This window comes from Pseudomonas sp. NPDC088885 (assembly GCF_044750025.1).
In the GTDB taxonomy this organism is placed as follows: domain Bacteria; phylum Pseudomonadota; class Gammaproteobacteria; order Pseudomonadales; family Pseudomonadaceae; genus Aquipseudomonas; species Aquipseudomonas rustica.
In genome coordinates this window covers 122,839-145,081 of the sequence record NZ_JBIVJB010000003.1, presented here as the reverse complement: position 1 = coordinate 145,081, position 22,243 = coordinate 122,839, and the positions used below count along the sequence as shown (strand labels likewise).

The window sequence follows — 22,243 nt, the reverse complement described above, 5'->3', positions numbered from 1 at the left end:
GCGTCGGGCAACCAACCCCTGGCGATCGCTGGCCAAAGAAAAAGGGGGTTGCACACGCAGATTAATCCGGGTATTTCTAAATTGCATTCAGATATTGCATACAATAAATAGAGGATTGCACCAATATGGGTCAACCAATAGCAATTGAAGTGCGCAACGTCTCAAAACGATACTCTGATGATCCAGGCCTCGCGCCGGCCCTCGACAATGTTTCGGTGAACATCGCCGACAACGAATTCTTTACCCTGCTTGGCCCTTCGGGCTGCGGCAAAACCACCCTGCTGCGCACCATCGCCGGCTTCGAGCACGTCAGTGAAGGCGAGATTCGTTTGGCCGGTGAACCGGTCAACGATCTGCCGCCATTCAAGCGCCGGGTCAACACGGTGTTCCAGAGTTACGCGCTGTTTCCGCACATGAGTGTGGCGCAGAATATCGCCTTCGGCCTCGAGATGCAGGGTCTTGATCGCAAGTTGATTCCGGATCGCGTCAACGAAATGCTCGCGCTGGTGCAAATGGAGCATCTGGCCGGGCGCAAACCCGCTGAATTGTCCGGTGGCCAACAGCAGCGCGTGGCTCTGGCCCGGGCCTTGGCGCCGAAACCGAAAGTGCTGTTGCTCGACGAGCCGTTGTCTGCGCTTGACCTCAAGCTGCGCAAAGAAATGCAGGTCGAACTCAAGCGCGTACAGAAAGAAGCCGGGATCACCTTCATTTTCGTCACCCACGATCAGGAAGAAGCGCTGACCCTGTCCGATCGCATTGCGGTGATGTCGGCCGGCAAGATCCTGCAGATCGGCACCCCGACCGATATCTACGAGCACCCCAAACACCGTTTCGTCGCGCAGTTTATCGGCGATATCAACTTCTTGCCCGGCCAGCTCAAGCACGGCGAACACAACGAAAAACTCTTCGTGCCCAACGGCATGCCAATCGAAATCCCCTGTCAGCAACAGAGCTTCGCCGGCAGCAGCGTGCAACTGGCGTTTCGCCCGGAGCGCTCGCAACTGGTCGACGCCAGCCAGCCGCATCACCTGCGTGGCGTCATCGAAGCGGTGCTCTACGTCGGCACGGCGACGCTGTACCAGTGCCGCCTGAACAACGACATCAAAGTCATGCTGCGTGAAAACAACGAAGGCCTGAACCCCGGCCGCGCGGTCGGTGAACGCGTCGCCGTGCACCTGCCGCCGCACGCCTGCCTGTTGATGGAGGCCTGAGATGAGCGTCAGCAGCACTTCCCCTGCCCTCAACCGCGCGCTGTTGCTCAGCCCGGTGGTGTTGACCCTGCTCGCCCTGATCGCCATTCCGCTGGGGATCATGGGCTACATCAGCCTGCTACCGCGCAATACTTACGGCGGCGTCGACTGGCAAGCGCCATGGCAACTGCAAAGCTACGTGCAGCTGTTTTTTCAGGAAGGTTTTGACGGTGAACTGGAACTGAATTGGGTCTATGCCCAAGCGTTGCTGCGCTCGGTGCTGCAGGCCGGTGGCACCACCGTGTTGTGTTTCCTGTTCGGTTTTCCGGTGGCGTTGTGGATGTCGAGCCTGACCCCGCGCCGACGCAATTTGATGGTGTTGCTCATCACCATTCCGTTCTGGACCAACCTGCTGATCCGCAACTACGCGTGGCTGATCATCCTGCGCGAACACGGCTGGGTTGCGCAAAGCCTTAACGCGCTGTTCCCCAGCGCCGGCGGCATCACCCTGCTCTACAACGATTTCGCGGTGAGTGTCGGTCTGGTCTACAGCTTCCTGCCGTTCATGATTCTGCCGATCTATTCGACGCTGGAGAAACTCGACTGGCGTCTGGTCGAAGCCGCTTACGACCTCGGGGCGAATCGCTGGCACGCGTTGCGCCGCATCATCCTGCCGCTGTCGATGCCCGGTGTGATCGCCGGCGCGTTGCTGGTGTTTGTGCCGAGCCTCGGCGCGTTCATCACTCCGGCGATTCTCGGCGGCGGCAAGACGCTGATGATCGGCAACCTGATCCAGCAGCAGTTCGGCACCGCGCGCAACTGGCCACTGGGCAGTTCGCTGTCGTTCCTGTTGCTGGCGATTCTGCTGGTGTCGCTGGTGCTTTACGCGCTGTACAGCCGTCGCACGGCGAAGACTATTAATCGGGGGGCGAAAGCATGATTTCCCTGCACCTGAAAAAACTCCCGGCAACCCGCGAAATCAGCCTGCTGATCCTCGCCTATCTGTACCTGCCGATCTTCGTGTTGATCGCTTACAGCTTCAACGCCAACCGTTCGGCGACGGTGTGGACCGAGTTTTCCTTTGCCTGGTACGGGCGAATTCTGGCCAACCCGTCGATTCAGACGGCGGCGCTGAATTCGATCATCGTCGCCACCATCGCCACGGTCTGCGCCACGGCGATTGCACTGCTCGCGGCGCTGGCCACGTACCGACCGTTCTACGGGCAGAAAATGGTCGAGGGCGGGATCAACCTGCCGCTGATCCTGCCGGAAATCGTCACCGCTGTGGCGACGTTGCTGCTGTTTATGGCACTCGGCATCAAGCTCGGTTTGCTCACGGTGATCGTCGCGCACATCGGCTTCTGCATTCCTTTCGCTTACTTGCCGATCCGTGCGCGGCTCAACGATCTGGACAAGAGCCTGCTGGAAGCGGCGAACGATCTGTACGCCAATCCGTGGCAGGTGTTCCGCCGCGTGACCTTGCCGCTGCTGTGGCCGGCGGTGTTGTCCGGTGCGGTGCTGGCGTTCGTGGTCAGCCTCGACGATTTCATCATGACCTTCTTCGTCGCCGGCCCGGGTTCGACGACGTTGCCGGTGTACATCTTCTCGGCGATCAAGGCTGGCGTGACCCCGGAAATCAACGCGATTTCGACGCTGATGCTGCTGATTTCCATCGTCCTGGTGGTGCTGGCCTTCTGGCTGGGCCAACGCGGTAAACAACAATAAATCTGGAGCGCTCTGTTCATGAAAATCAAAAGCATGCGGTTGGCAATGTCCGGTCTGGCCCTGAGTTGTTTCACCGCGTTCAGCGCCCACGCCGCCGAACCGAAAGAGCTGTTTTTCTACAACTGGACCGATTACTACCCGGTCGAATTGTTGGCCAAGTTCGAGAAGGAAACCGGGATCAAGGTGACCATGGACGGTTACGACAGCAACGAAACCCTGCTCGCGAAATTGCAGGCCGGCGGCGCCGCGTATGACGTGATCGTGCCGTCGCAGTCGATCATGCAGACGTTGATCAAGCAGGATCTGTTGATGGAAATCGACACGCCTACCCTGAGCAATTTCCAGTACGTCAAAGAACCGTTCCGCGATCCGAGTTTCGATCCGGGGCGCAAGTTCTCGGCGCCGTATTTGTGGGGCACCACCGGGTTCTCTTACGACAGCGCGCGGGTGCCCGGCGGCAAACTGGATGACTCGTGGAAAGAGTTCTTCGAACCGCGCAAAGAGCTGCAAGGCCAACTCGCCGCGCTGGACACATCGAGCAGCGTGATCAACGCCGCCAGCCATTACCTGAACGTCGACGAATGCAGCGAAAACCCGCAGGACGCCAAACGCATTCTGGAATTGCTGCAAAAGCAGAAGCCGTTTTTGAAGATGTACAGCTCCGACAACACCGTCGACCGCATGGCCTCGGGCGAGGTGATCATGATGCAGAACTGGAACGGCTCGACCGCCCGGGCGACCTTGCAGAAGAGCACGATCAAGTACGTCTATCCGCGTGAAGGCGTGGCGATGTTCCAGGACAACTTCGCCGTACCGAAAAGCGCCCCGCACCCGGGTAACGCGAAGATTTTTATCGACTGGATGATGAAGCCGGAGAACGCCGCTGCCGTGTCGAACGCCATTGCTTACGCCAACGGGATTCAGAGCGATTCGTTGCTCGATCCGAAGTGGAAGGTGATGGACGCGATCAACATGCCGGAGGAATACGCCTCGCGTCTGCGGCCTGAGAAGGAATGCAGCAACAAGGCGCGGGAGCTGCAGGATCGGATTTGGTCGAAGCTCAAAGGCTGATTGCTCGATCTGAAACCGAGGCGCGGCCTTCGCGAGCAAGCCCGCTCCCACAGGGGATTTTGGTTACCCACAAATTTTGAGCTCAACACTGAGCCCATGTGGGAGCGGGCTTGCTCGCGAAGAGGCCCGCCCGACCAACACATCATTTGAAGACCTGAATGAGGTTTGTATGACCCAGCCACACTGGCTACGCAACGTGCGCCCCTACGGCGCCGCCGCCGAAGACCTGCTCATCGAAAACGGCCGCTTCAGCCAACGCCGTCCGGCCAGCAATTCGCCGCTGTCCACCAGCGACATCGACGGCCACAATCAACTGCTCACCAGCGCATTGGTCGAAAGCCACGTCCACCTCGACAAAACCCTCTACGGCCAACCCTGGCGCCCAAACAGTGCGGGGCCGACGCTCAAGGACTACATCAGCAACGAGCGCCGCATCCTCCGCGAAGTCACCGCGCCCATCGCCGAACGCGCCGGCGCCCTGTTGGAAAACTGCATCGCCCGTGGTTCGCTGACCATGCGCTGCCACGTCGATATCGACCCGGAATTCGGTCTGCGTCACGTCGAAGCCATGCAGCAATTGCGCGAACGCTACAAAGACCTGATCGACCTGCAACTGGTGGTGTTCCCGCAAACCGGTTTGATCAGCCGCCCCGGTACCGCCGAACTGATGCGTGAAGCAATGGCGCTGGGCGTGGAAAACGTCGGCGGGCTCGACCCGTGCGGCATCGACAACGATCCGATCGCGCAGCTCGATTTCGTTTTCAAACTCGCGGCTGAATTCGGCCGTGGCGTCGATATTCACCTGCACGACAAAGGTGAGCTGGGCCTGTGGCAAATCGCGCTGATCGCTGATTACACCGAGCGTTTCAACCTGCAAAACCGGGTGATGATCAGCCACGCCTACTGCCTCGGCATGCTGCCGTGGAGCCAGGTGAAACCAGTTGCCGAGCGCTTGGCGGCGCTGGGGATTTCACTGATGAGTTCGGCGCCGGCCGACACCGCTGTGCCGCCGTTTCTTGCGTTGCGTGAGGTCGGCGTCAATGTCTGCCTGGGTTCCGACGGCATTCGCGATGCGTGGTCGCCGATGGGCAATGGCGACATGCTCGAACGGGCGATGTTGTTGGCGTTTCGCTTTGATCTGGGCAAGGACGATGAGCTGACGGCGGCGTTCGAGGCGGCCACGGTGAATGGTGCGCGGGCGCTGGGTATCGAGGATTACGGTTTTACAATTGGTCAGCGTGCGGACTTCTTGCTGATGCCGGTTGAGACGCTGGGCGAGGCGGTCGTGGCGCGGCCGTTGCGTCAGGTCTATCGCGGTGGCACGTTGATCGCCGAAGGTGGCCGCTTGCTGAGCAGCCGTCTGTGAAACGCATCGGTCTCAAGGCCAGTTGCGTGGTCGGTTTCGACGGCGCGCAACATGTGCTGTGGCGCGACGGTGAAGTGGTGTTTTCGGGTTCGCGTATCGAATTCGTCGGGCGCGGTTATGCCGGGGCGGTGGATCAGTGGATCGATTACGGCAATGCGCTGATCGGCCCGGGCTTCATCGACCTCGACGCGCTGGGCGATCTCGACTCCACGGTGCTGACGCTGGACAACGGCGACGAACGCGCCATGGGCCGCATGTGGTCATCCGAGTATCTGGCCGCCGGCCCACGTGAGACTTACAGCGCCGAAGAAGAAGTCTTCAAATACCGCTACGCCTTCACCCAGTTGATCCGCAACGGCATCACCACGGCCATGCCGATCACCTCGATGTACTACCGCGAATGGGCGGAAACCTACGACGAATTCACCGCTGTCGCAGACGTTGCCGGTGAACTCGGTTTACGCACTTACCTCGGCCCCTGCTACATGAGTGGCATGAGTTACTGGCAGGCCGACGGTACCCTCGCCCATCACTGGGATGAAGCTCGCGGGCTGGCCGGACTGGATGCGGCAGAACGCTTTTTCAAGAATTTCGACGGCGCCCATGACGGTTTGATTCGTGGCGCGCTGCTGCCGGATCGCATCCAGACCTGCACACCCGCATTGCTGCAACGCACCGCCGCGCTGAGCCGCGAACTGAATGCGCCGATGCGTCTGCATTGCTGTCAGGCGCTCAGCGAAGTGGCGATGGTTGAGCAATTGCGCGGCGCGTCACCGCTGGAGTGGTTGCAGCAACTGGACTTGCTCACGCCGCGCAGTCTGCTGCCGCACGGCATTTACACCGCTGGCGACGATGATTTGCAACGGCTGATCGACGGCGGTGCGAGTCTGGTGCATTGCCCGTTGGTGTTTGCCCGTGACGGCGAAGCGCTGAACTCGTTCGGTCGCTACCGCGCCAAGGGCATCAACTTCGCCCTCGGCACCGACACCTGGCCGGCGGATCTGCTGGAAAACATGCGCCACGGTTTGAACATTGCACGGCTGATGGAGGGCGGCTCGGCGTTGACCAGCAGCCTCGATCTGTACAACGCCGCGACCCTCGGTGGCGCGCGGGCGTTGGGTCGCGATGACCTCGGTCGACTGGCCCCCGGCGCCAAAGCCGACATTACCGTATTCAGTCTGCGCGGCCTTCATCTGGGGCCATTGTTCGACCCTTTGAAAAACTTGCTGCTGGCCGGGCGCGGCGACGATTGCGTCGCCAGTTACATCGACGGTCGTTGTGTGATGCACGACGGTCAGGTCACCGGCGTCGACTACCCCGCCCTGCAACGTCAGGCCCAACTTCAATACGAAAAACTCATGCGCAGCCACAGCGACCGCGCGTTTACCCGGCCGGGCTGGAAAACCCTGTTCCAGCCGTCCATTCCGTTCGCCGATGACTACAGCGCCGACGCGCCATTGAGCGCCATCGATCCACTTTCCTAGAGGTTTTTGCCATGCACAGTTTCGATTTCAGCCAGCTCAGCCCACGGGAAAAATACAAGATTCTCATTGGCAGCGTCGTGCCTCGGCCGATTGCGCTGGTGACCACCATCGATGGCGAGGGCCGGATCAATGCCGCGCCGTTCAGCTTCTTCAATGCACTGTCGGCGGATCCACCGATCCTGGCACTGGGCGTGGAGAACTATGGCGATCAGAGCCCGAAAGACACCACGCGCAATATTCAGCTGAATCAGGAATTCACCGTGAACATCGTCAGCGACGCGTTGGTGGAGGCCATGAACGTGTGTGCCGTGCCGTTTGCTCCGGGTTTCGATGAGTTGACCGCTGCAGGCCTGACGGCGATTCCCGGTACCACGGTGAAATGCCCACGCATTGGTGAGGCGCCAGTGGCGCTGGAGTGCCGGCGGATGATGGCGCTGAACATCGGTCAGTCGCGGGAGATCATTTTCGGTGAAGTGTTGATGGCGCATGTGCGCGATGAGCTGATCGATCCGAAAACCTTGTACATCGATCAATTGGGGCTGGATGCGATTGGGCGTATGGGCGGCCATGGTTATGCGCGCACCCGTGATTATTTCGACCTGCCGACCCGCTCGTTGCAAGCGTGGACGGAAGCACCGGGCGGTGGCGAACGGTTTTGGCCAGCCGCCAAATAAACCAACAGCAAAAGATCGCAGCCTTCGGCAGCTCCTACTGATCGTTCCTACGCTCCGCGTAGGAATGCCGCCATGGACGCTCTGCGTCCACTGTGACGCGGAGCGTCACGGGATGCGTTCCCACGCAGAGCGTGGGAAAGATCAATGCATTCCCCCTGTAGGAGCTGCCGCAGGCTGCGATCTTTTGATCTTTCAGTCAGTGCCGTATTTCGGCGAACGCGGGCCGTACAGCAGGCCTGCGTGCTGACCGGCCGAGAGCAGACGATTGCTCGCCACACCGGCAATCGGGTAACCGGCATCGGTCGAACTGTTGATGATCTGCTTCACCGCTGCGGTGATCAGCATGCCGATCAAACCGCCGCCACCGTTGTTGCCACCCTCTTCGCTCGACGCCCGCGCCGAACCTGTCCACAGCGTGGTGCCGCTTTTCAGATCCACCAGTTTCGCCGTCGCGGTCACGGCGGTTTCACTGCTGATCACCAGATAACGCGTGCCGTACTCGGTCACAGTGATATACAGCGCCGCGTCCGCACCGAAGATTTCCTTCAATTTGTTCGGCGGTGCCTGATGGATATCGTCTGGGGTGGTCAGGCCGTTCTGGCGGAAAGTTTCATCCACCAGCGCGATCGGCAACACGTAATAACCGGCCTCGGCCAGCGGGAACGTCACTTGCGACAGCAGGCTGTAAGAGGCCTTCACATCCGGCGAGGTGTTCAGCGGCGGCAGCACCAGAATGGTCTTCGGGCGTGCCTGTTTGTACGCCGAATAGTCGACGGTTTTCGGCGCAACACAGCCACCGAGTACGGTGAGGGCCAAACCAGCGGCGAGTAACTTGAGGGTACGCGAGATCATTTGGCGTCTCCGGTCTTGGCGTTTTTAAGCAGAAAATCCATGTACGGGCCGGACTCGGGGAACAGCGCTTTCTCGGTGTTGAACTGCTGCACCATCTGATCGTCCTTGCCCATGCTCAGGTAGAGCAAGCCAAGGTGGGCGTGGTAACCCGGCGGCACGGCTTTGCCGGTAGAGCGGATCTTTTGCAGGTCACGTTCGAGCACTTCGGCCTGCGCTTCTTTCGGCTCTTCGCCTTTGAAGTATTCGTAGACCTGCGGTTGGTAGTCTTCCCACTGGTACAGGGTTTTCGGGCCGGCACAACCGGCCAGCAAGGCACTGGCGGCCAGCGTCAGCGCCATCAGCGAGCGCGACAACGTCGAATTCATGGGTGTTGCTCCTTGCAATGAATGGGCGTCGATCAGTTGCCCGGCTTCCAGGCACCGGCGTTCATGCCATCGACCAGACGATTGATCGCCTCGCGCATGGCCAGATCCAGTACTTTGCCGTTGAGGGTGGAGTCGTAAGCTGCGGTGCCGCCGAAGCCAACGATTTCGCGGTTGGACAAGGCGTACTCGCCAGCGCCTTGCGTGGAATACACCACTTCGGAAGTGCTGATGTTGACGATGTTCAGGTTGACCTTGGCGTACGCGATCTGGGTTTTGCCACGGCCAAGAATGCCGAACAACTGGTGATCGCCAATTTCTTTGCGGCCGAACTCGGTAACGTCACCGGTGACCACGTAATCAGCACCCTTCAAGCGCTGGGCCTGGCCCTTGATCGCCGCTTCCTGCTGGATCTCGCCCATGTTGTCGCGATCCAGCACGCTGAAGCGGTTGGTCTGCTGCAAGTGGGTGATCAGGATGGTTTTGGCCTGGCCGCCGAGACGATCGACGCCATCAGAGAAGATCCCGCGCATGTAGCTGGAGCGGTTGTCGAACTTGCCCACGGCCATCGGCACACGTACGCCAGTCCAGACTTGAGAGGCACTTTCAACCTTGGCCACTGGCAACGCGCGCGAGCTTTCGGTGGCGCAACCAGCAAGGGTGCCGGCCAACGTGCCGAGCACGGCAATAGCAACGCCTGAGACCAACATCCGGGAGATCATTCTCACTGAGTATTCCTTCTTGAAAAACGGTGTGTCCCGGCACGGCAACGTGGGGTGGGAGCTTGAAAGGGGCGGCATTATGACAAAGTGCCATCATTGCGAACAGATATTTTTGACGCCATCAATTTGACTGGCACGATGCCTGTAGGAGCAAGGCTTGCCCGCGAAGGCGGTGCGTCAGGCGATTCATTTTTAAACCGACAAATCGCCTTCGCGAGCAAGCTCAGCTCCTACAGGATTGTGGTGCGGCTGAAAGGAGACGTCAGTGGAAATCGCGGCTTTGCACGCGGATGCCATTAAGCAGTGGGCTGAGGTCGCTAAGGCGTCCGGCAATCAAATGGCGGACTTCGCCTTGGCGCTCCCAGCGGCCATCCACCTTGAGCAGTTGCGAACCGACCAGCACCTGCCGTTGACGCTCAGCCAAGTCGCGCCAGACCACCACGTTGACGTTGCCGAACTCATCTTCCAGGGTCACGAAGGTCACGCCACTGGCGGTACCCGGTCGTTGCCGCCCGGTGACCAGTCCGGCAACGCTCACCGGCCGGCCATGCTCGACATCGAGCAACTCCTGCGAACTGCGGCAGCGAAGTGCCTTCAATTCACCGCGCAACAGCGCCAGAGGATGCGGGCCCAGCGTGGTGCCAATCGTTGTGTAATCCGCGTGCAAATCCTCACCGACACTCGGCTTGGGCAGCACTACATCAGGCTCTTCCTGACTCGGCAAGCCAGCAAATAATCCCAGTTGTTTCTGCACCCCGGCGACTTCCCAACGCGCCCGATGCCGGTGCCCAGCCAGGCCGCGCAACGCGCCGGAATCCGCCAACAACGCCTGCGCCCGACTGTCGAGCGCGGCCCGTTCGCCGAGGTCGGCGATGTCGGCAAATACTCCGCGCGAGCGTGCAGATTCAATGCGCCGGGCATCGTCTTCGCGAAAGCCCTTGATCATGCGCAAGCCCATGCGGATCGCCGGTTGTGCCCCGGCAATCGGTTCCAGGCTGCAATCCCAATCGCTGGCGCGCACATCGACCGGGCGAATCTGCAAATGATGCCGGCGCGCGTCCTGCAGGATCTGATCCGGGCTGTAAAAACCCATCGGCCAGCTGTTGATCAGCGCACAAGCGAACGCAGCCGGTTCGTGGCACTTGAGCCAGCAACTGGCGTAGGTCAGCAAGGCAAAACTGGCGGCGTGAGACTCAGGAAAACCGTAACTGCCGAAGCCTTTGATCTGCTCGAAAATCTGCGCGGCGAACTCCGGCGTGTAGCCGTTTTTCTTCATGCCGGCGGCCAGTCGTTCCTTGTGCGGCTCAAGTCCACCGTGACGTTTCCACGCGGCCATCGAACGGCGCAACTGATCCGCCTCGCCGGGGCTGTAATCGGCGGCGACAATGGCGATCTGCATCACCTGTTCCTGAAATAGCGGCACGCCGAGGGTGCGTTTGAGCACCACTTCCAGCTCCGGCGACGGGTAGGTTTCCTCTTCTTCCTTGTTTCGTCGGCGCAGGTACGGGTGCACCATGCCACCCTGAATCGGCCCCGGCCGGACGATGGCGACCTCGATCACCAAGTCGTAAAACGTCGCCGGTTTCAGGCGCGGCAGCATCGACATCTGCGCCCGCGATTCGATCTGGAACACGCCGATGGTGTCGGCGCGGCTGATCATTTCGTAGGTCGGTTTGTCTTCGGAAGGAATCGTCGCCAGGCTCAAATCCTGATTGCGATGCCGGCGCAGCAGGTCGAAGCAGCGGCGAATCGCACTGAGCATGCCGAGGGCAAGGATATCCACCTTGAGCAGGCCGACCGCGTCGAGGTCGTCCTTGTCCCACTGAATGATCGTGCGGTCGGCCATCGCCGCATTTTCGACCGGCACCAGCATGCTCAGCGGTTGCTCGGAAATCACGAACCCGCCGGGGTGTTGTGAAAGGTGCCGGGGGAAACCGATCAATTGGCCGGTCAGGCTCAGCACTCGCCGCAGTACCGGGCTGTCAGGGTCGAAGCCGCCCTCAAGCAAACGCTCCAGCGGTGGCGTTTCGTCGCTCCAGTGGCCGCAACAATCGGCCAGCGCGTTGATCTGATCCGGTGGCAGGCCCAAGGCCTTGGCCACGTCGCGTACGGCACCGGCCGCGTGATAGGTGCTGACCACCGCCGTCAGCGCCGCACGATGACGGCCATAACGGCGAAACACGTATTGCAGGACTTCTTCGCGGCGTTCGTGCTCGAAGTCGACGTCGATGTCCGGCGGCTCGTTGCGCTCTTTTGACATGAACCGCTCGAACAGCAACGTGGTGTGATCCGGATTAATCTCGGTGATGCCCAAGGCAAAACACACCGCCGAGTTGGCCGCCGAGCCACGGCCCTGACAGAGGATTTTTTGCTCGCGGGCAAAGCGCACCACGTCATGCACGGTGAGGAAGTAGCTTTCGTAGCCGAGCTCGGCGATCAGCTGCAATTCCTTGTTGATCTGCCGCAACACCTTGAAGGGCGCGCCCTTCTTCCAACGCCAGGCGATGCCCTCTTTCGTCAGTTGTCGCAGCCAGGAACTGGCGCTGTGCCCCTCCGGCACCAACTCTTTCGGGTACTGATAACGCAACTCGCCGAGATCGAAAGTGCAGCGCCGGGCCAGAGTCACCGACGCCTCCAGCAGTGCTGGCGGATACAGTTCGCGCAACACCTCAACACTGCGCAAATGCCGCTCGCCATTGGGATGCAGGCGCAACCCGGCCCCGGCCACCGGCACGTGATGACGGATCGCAGTCATGGTGTCTTGCAGGGCGCGCCGGCCACGGGCGTGCATGTGCACATCACCGCTGGCCACGGCGGGAATCTGCAGTTCGCCGGCCAGACTCAACAACCTCGCCAAACGCTGCTCATCGTCCTGGCCACGATGCAATTGCACCGCCAGCCACAGGCGCTCGCCGAACGTCTGCTTCAGCCAGCGGCCCTCTTCCACGTCATCCAGCGAGTCCGGCACCCACAACACCAGCAACCCCGGCAGCGGCTCGCTGAAATCTTCGCGCAGTACCTGATACTGACCTTTTTGCGTGCGCCGCCGGGCGCGAGTGATCAAGCCGCACAGCGCCTGATAACCGGCGAGACTCTCCACCAGCAACACCAGTTTCGGGCCGCTTTCGATGCGCACTTCACTGCCGATAATCAGCGGCAGCTCAACCGATTTCGCCGCTTGCCAGGCCCGGACGATCCCGGCCAGCGTGCATTCATCGGTGATCGCCAGCGCCTGATAGCCGTGTTTTTTTGCCCGTTGAAACAGCTCAAGGGCACTGGAGGCACCGCGCTGGAAACTGAAGTTCGACAGGCAGTGCAATTCGGCATAGCCGTCACTCATGCGAACCAGCCTTGCAGCCACAACGGCCCGCCCTCACCCACCGCGCGATACGCCCAGCCTTGCTGACCGGCGCGGTTCTGGATCAGGTAATAATCGCGGCGTACATCGTCACCGTCCCACCAGCCGGATTCGATGCGCTCCGGGCCCATGAGGATCCGCGCCGAACCTTGCGGCACACTCTGCGGCTCACCGAGCAACCAGCCCGGACGGTGCACGCCGGGCAACACGGCGCAGCGCTGTTTATCGACGCCGTGCTGCCAAGCGCACTCCGGTCGATGATCAGCCTGAAAGCGCAAACCCTGCACAGCGTCATCACCCAGACGCGCACGCAGGCGTTCGCGCAATTGCTCCCACGGCAGCGTCTGCTGCGGGCGGTCATCGAACAGCTCCTGAAACTGCGGGACGAAACTCGGCAGATCTTCGGCGCGCAGACGAAAGCCGCGCACCGGCGCCTCGACCTGCACTTGCTCCAGCCGCCCACGCGCCAGTTCGAAAAGCATCGCCGGATCACGTTCGGCGCTGAGCAGGCCGACTTTGATCACGGTGTCCGGCAGCCCGACATGTTCCAGATGCAGATCGAAACGCTGCACGCCGCTGTCGCGACCACAAAGGAACGCCGACAGATCACCGGTCAAACGCCGTAACGGGAACAACAAGGCCTGATGCGATTGCACGTCGAAGTTGAGTTCGATGCGTACATCAAAACGATCCGGCGGCAGGTAAAACTCCAGCGCCAGTGGTCGTGCACCGAACAAGGTGTCGAGGTGTTTAAGCATCTGCGCTTCGAAACGCCGGGCCAGCGCCTGACGCGGCAGGCTCTGCACCTGACTGAGGTTGCGCAGGCCCATGCGCGACAATGCTGTGGCCACGCCCGGTTCGAGGCCGACGCGGTCAACGGGCAACTGGCCGAGGTGATGCTGCAAAGCTTCGCCGTCGGGCACCACTAAACCATCGTAAGCATTGGCCAGCACCCGCGCCGCCACTGGATTGGGGGCGGCAACGATGCGATGGCGGAAACCCAACTCGGTCAGTTCCTTGCGCAAACGCGCTTCTAACTGCGCCCAGGAACCAAACAGACCAAGGCTGGACTCGATCTCGAACACCACGGTGCGCGGGTAATGCACGCTGACTTGCGCGCTGAAACCGTAAGCCCACGCCGCGAGAAACTGCTGCCAGTGTTCGACTTCGGCGGCCTCGTAATCAGCGGTGGCAAAACCTTTGCTCATCGCCTGAGCGGCGGTCATCGACTGTCCGGCACGCAAGCCAAGTTTGCGCGCGGCCGGGTTGACTGCTTGCAGGACTCGCCGCTGAGCCGGGCCGCTGAGCAGCACTAACGGTTCATCCGGATCAGCGCGCTGACGCAGCACCGCGTCCAAGGCCAATTGCGGAAAAAGAATACAGACCCAGCGCATGCTGACCTCAATGACCCACGGCAAAGGCAATCGGCGTCGTACGCGCCAAGCCGCCACGGCACTTGAGCACGCGCAATTGTGCGGGTTTGGCGTCGATGGCGATGCGCAACGCCGCTGGTGACGGATTGACCGCTTCGCTCAACGGTCGCCAGGCAAAGGCCAGGGTCTGACCGGTTTCCGCCGCCACTTGCAAACGCCGCAACGCACGATCATCGGCCTTGTGCGGCCAACACAGCACCGCGCCGCAACTGCCTGAACGCAAACACTGTTCCGCCGCCCACAAGGCATCGCGCTCACTGGCCTGAATCACTGATAACTGGCGCAAATCGACCCCAGCGCTTTCCCATGCCTGCGGATACGGCACGAACGGTGGCGCCACCAGCACAATGCGCTCACCCGCGGCCGACAATCGCGCCAGCGTCGGCCAGACCAGTTGCAGTTCACCGACACCGGGGCCGGCCAGGAGGATTTCGCTCAGCGCCGCTTCCGGCCAGCCACCGCTGGGCAGTGCCGCGTCCAGCGCGGCGTGCCCGGTCGGTTGCGGGCTGGCTGCCGGAGGCGCAGGCCGGCCCTTCCAGACCTGGCCGCCATTGAACAGCGTATCCAACGCAACGACGGCGCCCATCAGCCTTGCCTCACCAGACCGCAGAACACCCCTTCGATGGCCAGATCCTGATCGTCACGCACGACAATCGGCCGATACGCCGGGTTGCGCGGCAACAAGCGCACTTCGTCGCCAACCCGTTCGAAGCGTTTGATGGTGACTTCACCGTCGAGCCGCGCCACGACGATCTGGCCGTTGAGCGCTTCGGAATTACGCCGCACGCCAACCAGATCACCGTCGAGAATGCCATCCTCGATCATCGAATCGCCCTGCACCCGCAGCATGTAATCGGGTGTGCGCGAGAACAGCGCCGGGTCGAGCATCAAACGGCTATGGATCTCGGCATCGGCGCCGATTGGCGCACCGGCAGCGACGCGGCCGAGCACAGGAATGTCGAGCAGTTCGGGGCGCGGCGGCTGACCGAGCAAACGAATGCCCCGGGCCTGATTGGGATTGACCTCGATAAAACCGGCTTCAGTCAGCGCGAGCACATGCTTGCGCGCCACGCTGCGCGAGGCAAAACCAAAAGCCTCGCTGATTTCAGCGAGGCTTGGGGGCTGACCGTGTTCGGCGATTCGATCGCGGATAAAGGTCAGGATGGCGGTACGGCGGGGAGTGAGGTTCGTCATGGAGTACATTTGTACTCTTTTGGTTTTTTCCTGACAAGCGCCGCAGGTCGGCCCACACCACGTTGATCGTTCCCACGCTCCGCGTGGAAATGCAGCCCGTGACGCTCCGCGTCACTGGACGCAGAGCGTCCCCAGAGGCATTCCCACGCAGAGCGTGGGAACGATCAGTCAGCTTAAGCCACGTTCGGCTAGGAATTCGGCGATGTAATCAATGAAGGCGACAACCTTGGCCGTGGCCCGCCGATGGCTCGGGTACACCGCCAGAATGTGCGGGCCAAAGGTGTCCGGGTCGATTTCGTAATCAGCCATTACCCGCACCAGTCGCCCGTCGGCAATGTACGGCGCGGCGCTCCACAGCGGCGTGTGCAGCAATCCTCGTCCGGCCAACGCACTGGCCAGCAACAAATCGTAATTATCGCTGCGCAACAACGGCGCCGTGGGTTGCGCCAGACTCAAACGCTGGCCATCGCGTTCGGCCCACCAGAATTCGCGGCTCAGCAACGGATGCTGATAAAGCAGCCACTCATGCTGTTCAAGGGTTTGCGGATTCACCGGCAAACCCTTGCGCGCCAAGTATTTCGGGCTGCCGCACAGCGCCAGACGATTGCTGCCCACCACCCGCGCAATCAGCCCCGGCAAATCATCGTGCCCCTCGCGCAACGCCAGGTCATAACCACTTTCCAGCAAATTGACGAATGCATCGCACAGATCCACCTGCAGGCTGATTTGCGGGTATTGCTGCAAAAAGCCGTCACACACTTGATCGAGAAACGCCCGCCCATAGGCCAGCGGCGCAGTGATTTTCAGGCTGCCGCGCAAGCCGTGCTGCAACTGCTCGATTTCTTCACTGGCCTCGTCGAGTCGCTGCAACACCAGTCGCGCGGTTTCCAGGTACACACGGCCGATTTCCGTGAGCAGAATCCGCCGCGTGCTGCGCTCGAACAGCCGCGCGCCCAGCTCCGACTCCAGATGATTGACCGCTTTGGTCAGCGCCGACGGGGTCTTGCCCAACTGCTCGGCGGCGCGGCTGAAACTGCCGAGCTGCGCGGTGACCACGAACATCTTTAATGCGCCCAACTTGTCCATGCTTTTTCCATTCAGGCAAAAACGTTTTTCGTGAGGGAGGCGTTCTGTCAGCCGCTGACAGCCACTAATCTCGCCATCAGACGCAATAACAAGGAAATCTTCAATGAAAAGATTCATCCCGAGTCTGTTGGTAGTCGCTGTAAGTTTTGCCTCGATGGAAGCCATGGCCGCCCCTGATCTGATCCTGCTCAACGGCAAGATTTTCACCGCCGACCGCGCGCAACCCAAGGTTCAGGCCCTCGCCGTAGAGAACGGTAAAGTGCTGAAAGTCGGCACCGATGCGCAGATCAAAGCGCTGATCGAACCCGGCACTCAAGTCATCGACCTCAAGGGCAAAGCGCTGATGCCCGGCCTGATCGACAGCCATTCCCACGCGATTTTCGGCGGTCTGGAAATGACTTCGGCGAACATGGAAGACGAAATCGTCGACCTCGACGAACTGCAAAAACGTCTGCGCGACTGGCGTGAGGACGGCAAGGCCAAACACGGCGATGTGTTGAGCATTGCCGGCATGAGTTCGGCCTATTGGGCACAGGCCGAGGCGTTGGGCAAAACCTTCAACAGCGGCGAATGGGCCGATGTGCCGGTGGTGTTTATCGGCAGCGACCACCACACGGCGTGGTCCAACAATGTGATGCTCAAGCGTGCCGGGATTGACGCGGCCCTGCTGAAAACACTGCCCGACGCGGAAAAAGACACCATCGGCAAATTGGCCAGCGGCGAGCCGAACGGTTTTGTGGTCGATGCCGGTTGGGATCGGGTCGCCTCGAAAATGCCGGTGCCAAGCCCCGCCGACATGTTGAAGGCCGCGAAATCAGCGGTGCGCTACAACAACAGCCTCGGCATCACCGCGTGGATGGATCCGGCCGCCAACGCCGCACCGGGCGAAGCGGTGTTCGCGCTCAAACCCACCGAAAAAACCGTCGGCGTGCTGCCGGCTTATAAAGCGTTGTCGGAAAGCGGCGACATGAGCGTGCACGTCGCGGCGTTGCTGGTGGCCAATCCGAAAAGCGTGCCCGCCGATCTCGATACGCTGGACAAGGTGCGCCAGCAATTTCAGGGCATTCCTAACCTGACCCTGCCCGGTATCAAGATCTTCGCCGATGGCGTGATCGAATTCCCGGCGCAAAGCGCAGCGATGATCGACCCCTACAGCAACTCGCACAAACAGGGCGAATTACTGATCGACCCGCAGCATTTCGGCGAACTGGTCAGCGCCATCGACAAACGCGGCTGGCTGGTACACATCCACGCGATCGGCGACCGCGCGGTGCGTGAATCGCTGAACGGCATCGCTCAGGCGCGCAAGGATCGCCAGAGCGGCGTGACTCACTCGATCACTCACCTGCAAATGGTCAACCCGAAAGAGTTCGCCCGTTTCAAACCGCTCAACGTCATCGCCTCGATGCAGTTGCTGTGGGCCAGCGCCGACGACTACACCACTGACATGATCAAGCCCTACGTCAGCGCCCTCGCCTTCCGTTATCAGTACCCGGCGCATTCGCTGCTCAAGCAAGGCGCGACAATTGCCGGCGCGAGCGACTGGCCGGTGTCGACGCCGAACCCGTTCAACGCCATGGCGCAGGCGATCACCCGCGTCGGCCCGTTGGGCGTGCTCAATGCTGATGAGCGTCTGGATCGCGACACCATGTTCTACGCCTACACCGTCAATGCGGCGCGCACGATTGGCCTGGAGAAACAGATCGGCTCGCTGACGCCGGGCAAGCAAGCGGACTTTATCGTCCTCGATCGCGACGTGTTCAGCGTCGACAACAAAGCCCTGCATGACACCCAGGTATTGCAGACCTGGTTCGGCGGCCGTCAGGTCTACACCGCCACCCAATAACAACACTGTTCCCCCCCCTGTAGGAGCTGCCGAAGGCTGCGATCTTTTGATCTTGTTTTTAAGGATCAAGATCAAAAGATCGCAGCCTTCGGCAGCTCCTACAGGTTTCTCTTTCTGCCCAACAATAATCACAACATCGGGACTTCACATGAAAGCCTTGCCCCTGTTCGCCCTGAGTTTCTTGAGCGCGCTGCCCTTGAGCAGCCAAGCGATCCCTTTGAACGATGACTTTGCTGTGTTGGTGGATCTCACTTTAGCCAGCGACTACCGCACCCGTGGCATCTCGCAAACCCAGAATGACCCTGCCGTGCAGGCCGGTCTGACCCTTGCCCACAGCAGCGGTCTGTACCTCGGTGCCTGGAGTTCAAACGTCGATTTCGGCGGCGGTCTGAAAACCCGTCAGGAAGTCGATTACTACGCTGGTTGGCTGTGGCAAGCGACCGAAGCGGTCAGTCTCGATCTGGGCTACATCAAGTACGCCTACCCCAAGGAAAGCCAGTTCAACCAAGGTGAGGTCTACGGGATTCTCGGCGTCTACGGAGTGAAACTGGCGGCGTATTACTCCAACGATGCGCCGGGGATCGATAGCAAGCAGAACTCGCTGTACACCTACATCGGTTATGAAACTGAGTTGCCGTACGACTCGGGATTGAAGCTGCGTTACGGCAATATGGATTTCAAGGATCCGCATTTGTATTCGGCGTCCGGCAGCGCTGAAGACTCGTACCGCGAATGGGAGGTGAAACTCACCCACAATCTGGCCGGCGTGGTGTTGGGCCTGAGTTACATCGACACCGACCTCTCACAGAGCCAATGCCTGAGCAACTGGGGCTTCAAGGACGTCTGCACCGCGACCGTCGTCGCGAGCGTCAGCAAATCCTTCTGACAAAACATCATCCCCCTGTGGGAGCGGGCTTGCTCGCGAAGGCGGTGGGTCAGTCAACATCAATCTTGGCTGACACACCGCTTTCGCGAGCAAGCCCGCTCCCACATTTGGATTGTTGCCGGATCAGGAATTGAGTTGTGCCAAGTAGGCCCACGGGTAGATGCCGCGTTGGTGGCCGTCGCTGAAGATCAGTTGCACGCCGTAGCCTTGGGGATTGAGTTCGATCAGGCGAATGCGCTCATCTACCAGCGGCACCATGCCTTTCAGGCGAAACGCGCGGCATTGCGAGCAGGGGCACTGGCGGCGCAGTTCGGCGTGGTTGAGTTGCTGTTCGCGGCCGTCCGGCCAGTTCAGGCGCAGCGTTCGTTCACTTTGTGAATTACCGACGGACAACGGGTTCATTGCAGCTGACTCAGGGCGATGCGCACGGCTTTGCGCACTTCCGGGTCGCCGTCATCCTGCGCGGCCTGCAACGCGGCGACGGCACCGCGATCATTCAGTTCACCCAAGGCCAGTGCGGCTTCTTTGCGCAGGTTGCTGATGCGATGGCCGAGGGTGTCGATCAATGCGTCCAGCGCCGGAGCGAAACGCAGGCGACCGAGGCTGCGCGTGGCACGCAAACGTACCTGCCAATAGTCATCGCTCAAGGCGTCAACCAGTGCTGCGCCGGCGTCAATGTGGCCGACTTTGCCCAACGTGGTCGCGGCTTCTTCGCGCACTTGCCAGGCGTTGTCCTGTAAGGCTTGGCGCAGGGCTGGCAGAACGTCGGCGCTGGAGGCCAGGCCCAATGCACCGGTGGCGGCGCGGCGCACTTCGGTGTCGGGATCGTCGCTGGCCAATCTTGCTAATGCCGGTAACGCGTCGAGTTGCTTGAGCCAGCCGAGTACGCCCACCGCTTCGCGGCGAACGCTGGCATCGGCATCGTTCAGCGCAGTGACCGCAGCGGGTGCGGCATCGGCGAATCGCAGTTCACGCAATGCACGGAACGCCGCAATACGAACGCTGACATCAGCGTGATCAGTCCACGGCAGAATCACCCGCCCCGCCGCTTCGGTTTTGAGCAGGCTCAAACTCTGCGCGGCAGCGGATTGCACCGAGGGCGCGGGATCAGTCAACGCCTCGCACAAGGCTTGCACGACGTCTTCATCTTCCCATGCCTCCAGCAATCGCGCGGCTTCAGCCCGGACTTCTTCGGCGGGGTCCTGGCCCAAGCGATCAACCAGCCAGAGCAGGCCATCGGGCTCTTCGAGATCGGCCAGATCAATCAGGGCAATGCGCCGCACGCCAGCGTCTTCAGCGGTCAAACGCGGTTGCAGGGCGAGGATGTCATCGTTATCGGTCACAGCAAAAATAGAGGTCATAGGGCAAATCGCGGCAAAGGGTTTTCGGGAGGCAGACCGAGCGGGTTGAGGCGCGGCAGCGGTCGGTCGTCGTCGTGGCGCAGCAGGTCGAGGCAGTGGCGTTTGAGGCGCGAGAACTCAGGGCTGGTGACCAGCTCGCTGGTGCGCGGTCGGGCAAAGTCGAGGCGCAGATCTTCGATGATGCGCCCCGGCCGTGCGCTCATCACCAGCAAGCGATCGGCAAGAAATAGCGCCTCGTCGATGTCATGGGTGACGAACACCACGGTGGTGCGGATGCGTGTCCAGATGTCCAGCAACAGCTCTTGCATGTTCAGGCGGGTCAGCGCATCCAGCGCGCCGAATGGCTCGTCCATCAGCAACAGGCGCGGGCGATTGACCAGCACCCGGGCGATTTCCACGCGTTGCTGCATGCCGCCAGAGAGTTGATCGGGCCAGCGTTCGGCAAAGCCTTCGAGGCCGACCAGTTTGAGAATATCGTCAGCAGCGCGATGCCGTTCAGCCTTGCCGATGCCGCGCATCTTCAGGCCGAAAGCGACGTTGTCGCGCACCGTGCGCCACGGAAACAGCGTGTGATGCTGGAACACCATGCCGCGCTGCGGTGATGGGCCAGACACTTCGCCGCCATCAACTTTCAGGCTGCCGGCGTGAGCGCTCAAATGCCCGGCCAATGCACCGAGCAACGTCGATTTGCCGCAACCGGACGGGCCGAGAATGCACACGAACTGGCCGGGCTCGATCTGGCAATCGAGGCCTTGCACCGCTTCAAAGGCTTCGCGACCTTCGCCGAGGACGATGGACAATTGACGGATGTCGATCCGCCCTTCCGGGGTTTGCATGACGCTCATCAGGCTTTTCCTCGCGGTCGATGCCAAGGCGTGAACAACCCGCCCAGACGTTTGATCAGCAGACTGCTGCCCATGCCCAACACCCCGATCAAGAGCATGCCGACGACGATGTCGGCGTAGTTCTGAATGGTGTAGGACTCCCAGGTGTAATAGCCGATGCCGAACTGGCCGGAGATCATTTCCGCCGTGACCAGGCAGAACCATGAAGTGCCCATGCCGATCGCCAAACCGGTGATGATGCTTGGCGCAGCGCCGGGCAGGATCACTTCCAGCAGGATCGCCCGGCGCCCTGCCCCGAGGCTTTTCGCTGAGGCGATCAGGCGGGGGTCGACGCCTTCGACGCCGTGCACGGTGTTGAGCAGGATCGGGAACAACGCGCCGGTGAAGGTGATGAAGACCATCGACAATTCGGAGGACGGGAACATCAGAATCGCCAGCGGAATCCACGCGACGGCGGGGATTGGGCGCAGGACTTCCAGCGGTGGCAGCAGCAAGTCTTCGGCCCATTTTGAACGGCCGATGGCGAGGCCCAGGGCGATGCCGATCACCAGTGCCGCGAGGTAGCCAGCGAAGACGCGGCTGAGGCTGGCGGTGAGGTGTTGCAGGAGCTTGCCGGAGTCGCCGAGGCCCAGCGCGGCTTCGATCACCGCGATGGGTGTCGGCACGTTGGCGAAGGTGACGAGGCCGAGGTTCCAGTGGTGGCTGGCGGCGAGTTGCCAGAACAGCAGGCAGAGCAGCAGTGATGCGGCCCTCGGAACCCAGCGAAAGTAAGGTGGATACACAATAAT

Annotated in this window: 21 protein-coding genes; 9 read left to right on the top strand and 12 right to left on the bottom strand. The window is 61.0% G+C overall.

Going from position 1 to position 22,243, the window contains the following annotated elements; all coding sequences use genetic code 11:
- The first annotated feature begins 125 nt into the window (after positions 1-125).
- The 7 genes from ACIP1X_RS04335 to ACIP1X_RS04305 all read left to right on the top strand — a co-directional run bounded on the left by ACIP1X_RS04335 (position 126) and on the right by ACIP1X_RS04305 (position 7,510).
- Positions 126-1,211, top strand: coding sequence for an ABC transporter ATP-binding protein (locus ACIP1X_RS04335; RefSeq protein ID WP_053120888.1), 1,086 nt, complete (start codon positions 126-128; stop codon positions 1,209-1,211).
- Position 1,212: 1 nt separating this feature from the next.
- Positions 1,213-2,130: an ABC transporter permease gene (locus ACIP1X_RS04330; RefSeq protein ID WP_008085893.1), complete on the top strand. Its 918-nt coding sequence runs from the start codon at positions 1,213-1,215 to the stop codon at positions 2,128-2,130.
- Entirely contained in the window at positions 2,127-2,915 is a 789-nt protein-coding gene (locus ACIP1X_RS04325) for an ABC transporter permease (RefSeq protein ID WP_038368894.1), read from the top strand. The genes ACIP1X_RS04330 and ACIP1X_RS04325 overlap by 4 nt, the downstream gene beginning before the upstream one ends.
- An 18-nt stretch (positions 2,916-2,933) precedes the next feature.
- A complete protein-coding gene (locus ACIP1X_RS04320) occupies positions 2,934-3,986 on the top strand; it encodes an extracellular solute-binding protein (protein ID WP_053120894.1) in 1,053 nt (350 codons plus the stop codon).
- 169 nt (positions 3,987-4,155) lie between these two features.
- Positions 4,156-5,352: an amidohydrolase family protein gene (locus tag ACIP1X_RS04315; RefSeq protein WP_400749638.1), complete on the top strand. Its 1,197-nt coding sequence runs from the start codon at positions 4,156-4,158 to the stop codon at positions 5,350-5,352.
- The gene (locus ACIP1X_RS04310) at positions 5,349-6,836 is read left to right on the top strand and encodes an amidohydrolase family protein (RefSeq protein WP_400749636.1); all 1,488 of its coding nucleotides are present in this window, start codon (positions 5,349-5,351) and stop codon (positions 6,834-6,836) included. Before ACIP1X_RS04315 ends, ACIP1X_RS04310 begins: the two co-directional genes overlap by 4 nt.
- Before the next feature lie 11 nt (positions 6,837-6,847).
- Positions 6,848-7,510 (top strand): flavin reductase family protein, encoded by a 663-nt coding sequence (locus ACIP1X_RS04305; RefSeq protein WP_053120900.1) that lies wholly within the window; start codon positions 6,848-6,850, stop codon positions 7,508-7,510.
- Positions 7,511-7,702: 192 nt separating this feature from the next.
- Here the strand turns inward: ACIP1X_RS04305 and ACIP1X_RS04300 are convergent, their stop codons facing one another.
- The 8 genes from ACIP1X_RS04300 to ACIP1X_RS04265 form a co-directional block, all read right to left on the bottom strand.
- The gene (locus tag ACIP1X_RS04300) at positions 7,703-8,362 is read right to left on the bottom strand and encodes a DUF799 domain-containing protein (RefSeq protein WP_053120902.1); all 660 of its coding nucleotides are present in this window, start codon (positions 8,360-8,362) and stop codon (positions 7,703-7,705) included.
- Positions 8,359-8,727 (bottom strand): DUF4810 domain-containing protein, encoded by a 369-nt coding sequence (locus tag ACIP1X_RS04295; RefSeq protein ID WP_053120904.1) that lies wholly within the window; start codon positions 8,725-8,727, stop codon positions 8,359-8,361. Before ACIP1X_RS04295 ends, ACIP1X_RS04300 begins: the two co-directional genes overlap by 4 nt.
- Before the next feature lie 32 nt (positions 8,728-8,759).
- On the bottom strand, positions 8,760-9,446 hold the full coding sequence (locus ACIP1X_RS04290; protein WP_172680119.1) for a CsgG/HfaB family protein: 687 nt from the start codon (positions 9,444-9,446) through the stop codon (positions 8,760-8,762).
- 262 nt (positions 9,447-9,708) lie between these two features.
- A complete protein-coding gene (locus ACIP1X_RS04285) occupies positions 9,709-12,807 on the bottom strand; it encodes an error-prone DNA polymerase (RefSeq protein WP_400749633.1) in 3,099 nt (1,032 codons plus the stop codon).
- On the bottom strand, positions 12,783-14,198 hold the full coding sequence (locus tag ACIP1X_RS04280; RefSeq protein ID WP_400749630.1) for a Y-family DNA polymerase: 1,416 nt from the start codon (positions 14,196-14,198) through the stop codon (positions 12,783-12,785). The genes ACIP1X_RS04285 and ACIP1X_RS04280 overlap by 25 nt, the downstream gene beginning before the upstream one ends.
- A 7-nt stretch (positions 14,199-14,205) precedes the next feature.
- A complete protein-coding gene (imuA, locus tag ACIP1X_RS04275; RefSeq protein WP_400749627.1) occupies positions 14,206-14,823 on the bottom strand; it encodes a translesion DNA synthesis-associated protein ImuA in 618 nt (205 codons plus the stop codon).
- Entirely contained in the window at positions 14,823-15,440 is a 618-nt protein-coding gene (gene lexA, locus ACIP1X_RS04270) for a transcriptional repressor LexA (RefSeq protein WP_212544536.1), read from the bottom strand. Before lexA ends, imuA begins: the two co-directional genes overlap by 1 nt.
- A 159-nt stretch (positions 15,441-15,599) precedes the next feature.
- Entirely contained in the window at positions 15,600-16,517 is a 918-nt protein-coding gene (locus tag ACIP1X_RS04265) for a LysR substrate-binding domain-containing protein (protein ID WP_400749624.1), read from the bottom strand.
- A 103-nt stretch (positions 16,518-16,620) separates the two neighbouring features.
- Between ACIP1X_RS04265 and ACIP1X_RS04260 the strand changes: the two genes are divergently transcribed.
- Together ACIP1X_RS04260 and ACIP1X_RS04255 are read left to right on the top strand one after the other, a co-directional pair.
- Positions 16,621-18,363, top strand: coding sequence for an amidohydrolase (locus ACIP1X_RS04260; protein ID WP_400749622.1), 1,743 nt, complete (start codon positions 16,621-16,623; stop codon positions 18,361-18,363).
- 148 nt (positions 18,364-18,511) lie between these two features.
- Complete coding sequence (locus ACIP1X_RS04255) at positions 18,512-19,249, top strand: TorF family putative porin (protein WP_212551263.1); 738 nt, start codon at positions 18,512-18,514, stop codon at positions 19,247-19,249.
- 123 nt (positions 19,250-19,372) lie between these two features.
- Here the strand turns inward: ACIP1X_RS04255 and ACIP1X_RS04250 are convergent, their stop codons facing one another.
- Genes ACIP1X_RS04250 through ACIP1X_RS04235 form a run of 4 tightly spaced genes read right to left on the bottom strand, consistent with a single transcriptional unit; the run spans position 19,373 to position 22,237 of the window.
- Positions 19,373-19,651, bottom strand: coding sequence for a DUF971 domain-containing protein (locus tag ACIP1X_RS04250; RefSeq protein WP_159814801.1), 279 nt, complete (start codon positions 19,649-19,651; stop codon positions 19,373-19,375).
- On the bottom strand, positions 19,648-20,610 hold the full coding sequence (locus ACIP1X_RS04245; protein WP_400749619.1) for a HEAT repeat domain-containing protein: 963 nt from the start codon (positions 20,608-20,610) through the stop codon (positions 19,648-19,650). The genes ACIP1X_RS04250 and ACIP1X_RS04245 overlap by 4 nt, the downstream gene beginning before the upstream one ends.
- Positions 20,607-21,455, bottom strand: coding sequence for an ABC transporter ATP-binding protein (locus ACIP1X_RS04240; RefSeq protein WP_159814803.1), 849 nt, complete (start codon positions 21,453-21,455; stop codon positions 20,607-20,609). Before ACIP1X_RS04240 ends, ACIP1X_RS04245 begins: the two co-directional genes overlap by 4 nt.
- On the bottom strand, positions 21,455-22,237 hold the full coding sequence (locus tag ACIP1X_RS04235) for an ABC transporter permease (protein ID WP_400749616.1): 783 nt from the start codon (positions 22,235-22,237) through the stop codon (positions 21,455-21,457). Before ACIP1X_RS04235 ends, ACIP1X_RS04240 begins: the two co-directional genes overlap by 1 nt.
- Positions 22,238-22,243: the final 6 nt, after the last annotated feature.

Bases quoted from the DNA above. Each gene is read 5' to 3' on its own strand.
- ACIP1X_RS04245 (WP_400749619.1), bottom strand. From the start codon at position 20,610: ATGACCTCTATTTTTGCTGTGACCGATAACGATGACATCCTCGCCCTG.
- ACIP1X_RS04325 (WP_038368894.1), top strand. From the start codon at position 2,127: ATGATTTCCCTGCACCTGAAAAAACTCCCGGCAACCCGCGAAATCAGC.
- ACIP1X_RS04260 (WP_400749622.1), top strand. From the start codon at position 16,621: ATGAAAAGATTCATCCCGAGTCTGTTGGTAGTCGCTGTAAGTTTTGCC.
- ACIP1X_RS04320 (WP_053120894.1), top strand. From the start codon at position 2,934: ATGAAAATCAAAAGCATGCGGTTGGCAATGTCCGGTCTGGCCCTGAGT.
- ACIP1X_RS04265 (WP_400749624.1), bottom strand. From the start codon at position 16,517: ATGGACAAGTTGGGCGCATTAAAGATGTTCGTGGTCACCGCGCAGCTC.
- ACIP1X_RS04330 (WP_008085893.1), top strand. From the start codon at position 1,213: ATGAGCGTCAGCAGCACTTCCCCTGCCCTCAACCGCGCGCTGTTGCTC.
- ACIP1X_RS04315 (WP_400749638.1), top strand. From the start codon at position 4,156: ATGACCCAGCCACACTGGCTACGCAACGTGCGCCCCTACGGCGCCGCC.
- ACIP1X_RS04255 (WP_212551263.1), top strand. From the start codon at position 18,512: ATGAAAGCCTTGCCCCTGTTCGCCCTGAGTTTCTTGAGCGCGCTGCCC.
- ACIP1X_RS04280 (WP_400749630.1), bottom strand. From the start codon at position 14,198: ATGCGCTGGGTCTGTATTCTTTTTCCGCAATTGGCCTTGGACGCGGTG.
- ACIP1X_RS04295 (WP_053120904.1), bottom strand. From the start codon at position 8,727: ATGAATTCGACGTTGTCGCGCTCGCTGATGGCGCTGACGCTGGCCGCC.
- imuA (WP_400749627.1), bottom strand. From the start codon at position 14,823: ATGGGCGCCGTCGTTGCGTTGGATACGCTGTTCAATGGCGGCCAGGTC.
- ACIP1X_RS04250 (WP_159814801.1), bottom strand. From the start codon at position 19,651: ATGAACCCGTTGTCCGTCGGTAATTCACAAAGTGAACGAACGCTGCGC.
- ACIP1X_RS04240 (WP_159814803.1), bottom strand. From the start codon at position 21,455: ATGAGCGTCATGCAAACCCCGGAAGGGCGGATCGACATCCGTCAATTG.
- ACIP1X_RS04335 (WP_053120888.1), top strand. From the start codon at position 126: ATGGGTCAACCAATAGCAATTGAAGTGCGCAACGTCTCAAAACGATAC.
- lexA (WP_212544536.1), bottom strand. From the start codon at position 15,440: ATGTACTCCATGACGAACCTCACTCCCCGCCGTACCGCCATCCTGACC.
- ACIP1X_RS04305 (WP_053120900.1), top strand. From the start codon at position 6,848: ATGCACAGTTTCGATTTCAGCCAGCTCAGCCCACGGGAAAAATACAAG.
- ACIP1X_RS04300 (WP_053120902.1), bottom strand. From the start codon at position 8,362: ATGATCTCGCGTACCCTCAAGTTACTCGCCGCTGGTTTGGCCCTCACC.
- ACIP1X_RS04290 (WP_172680119.1), bottom strand. From the start codon at position 9,446: ATGATCTCCCGGATGTTGGTCTCAGGCGTTGCTATTGCCGTGCTCGGC.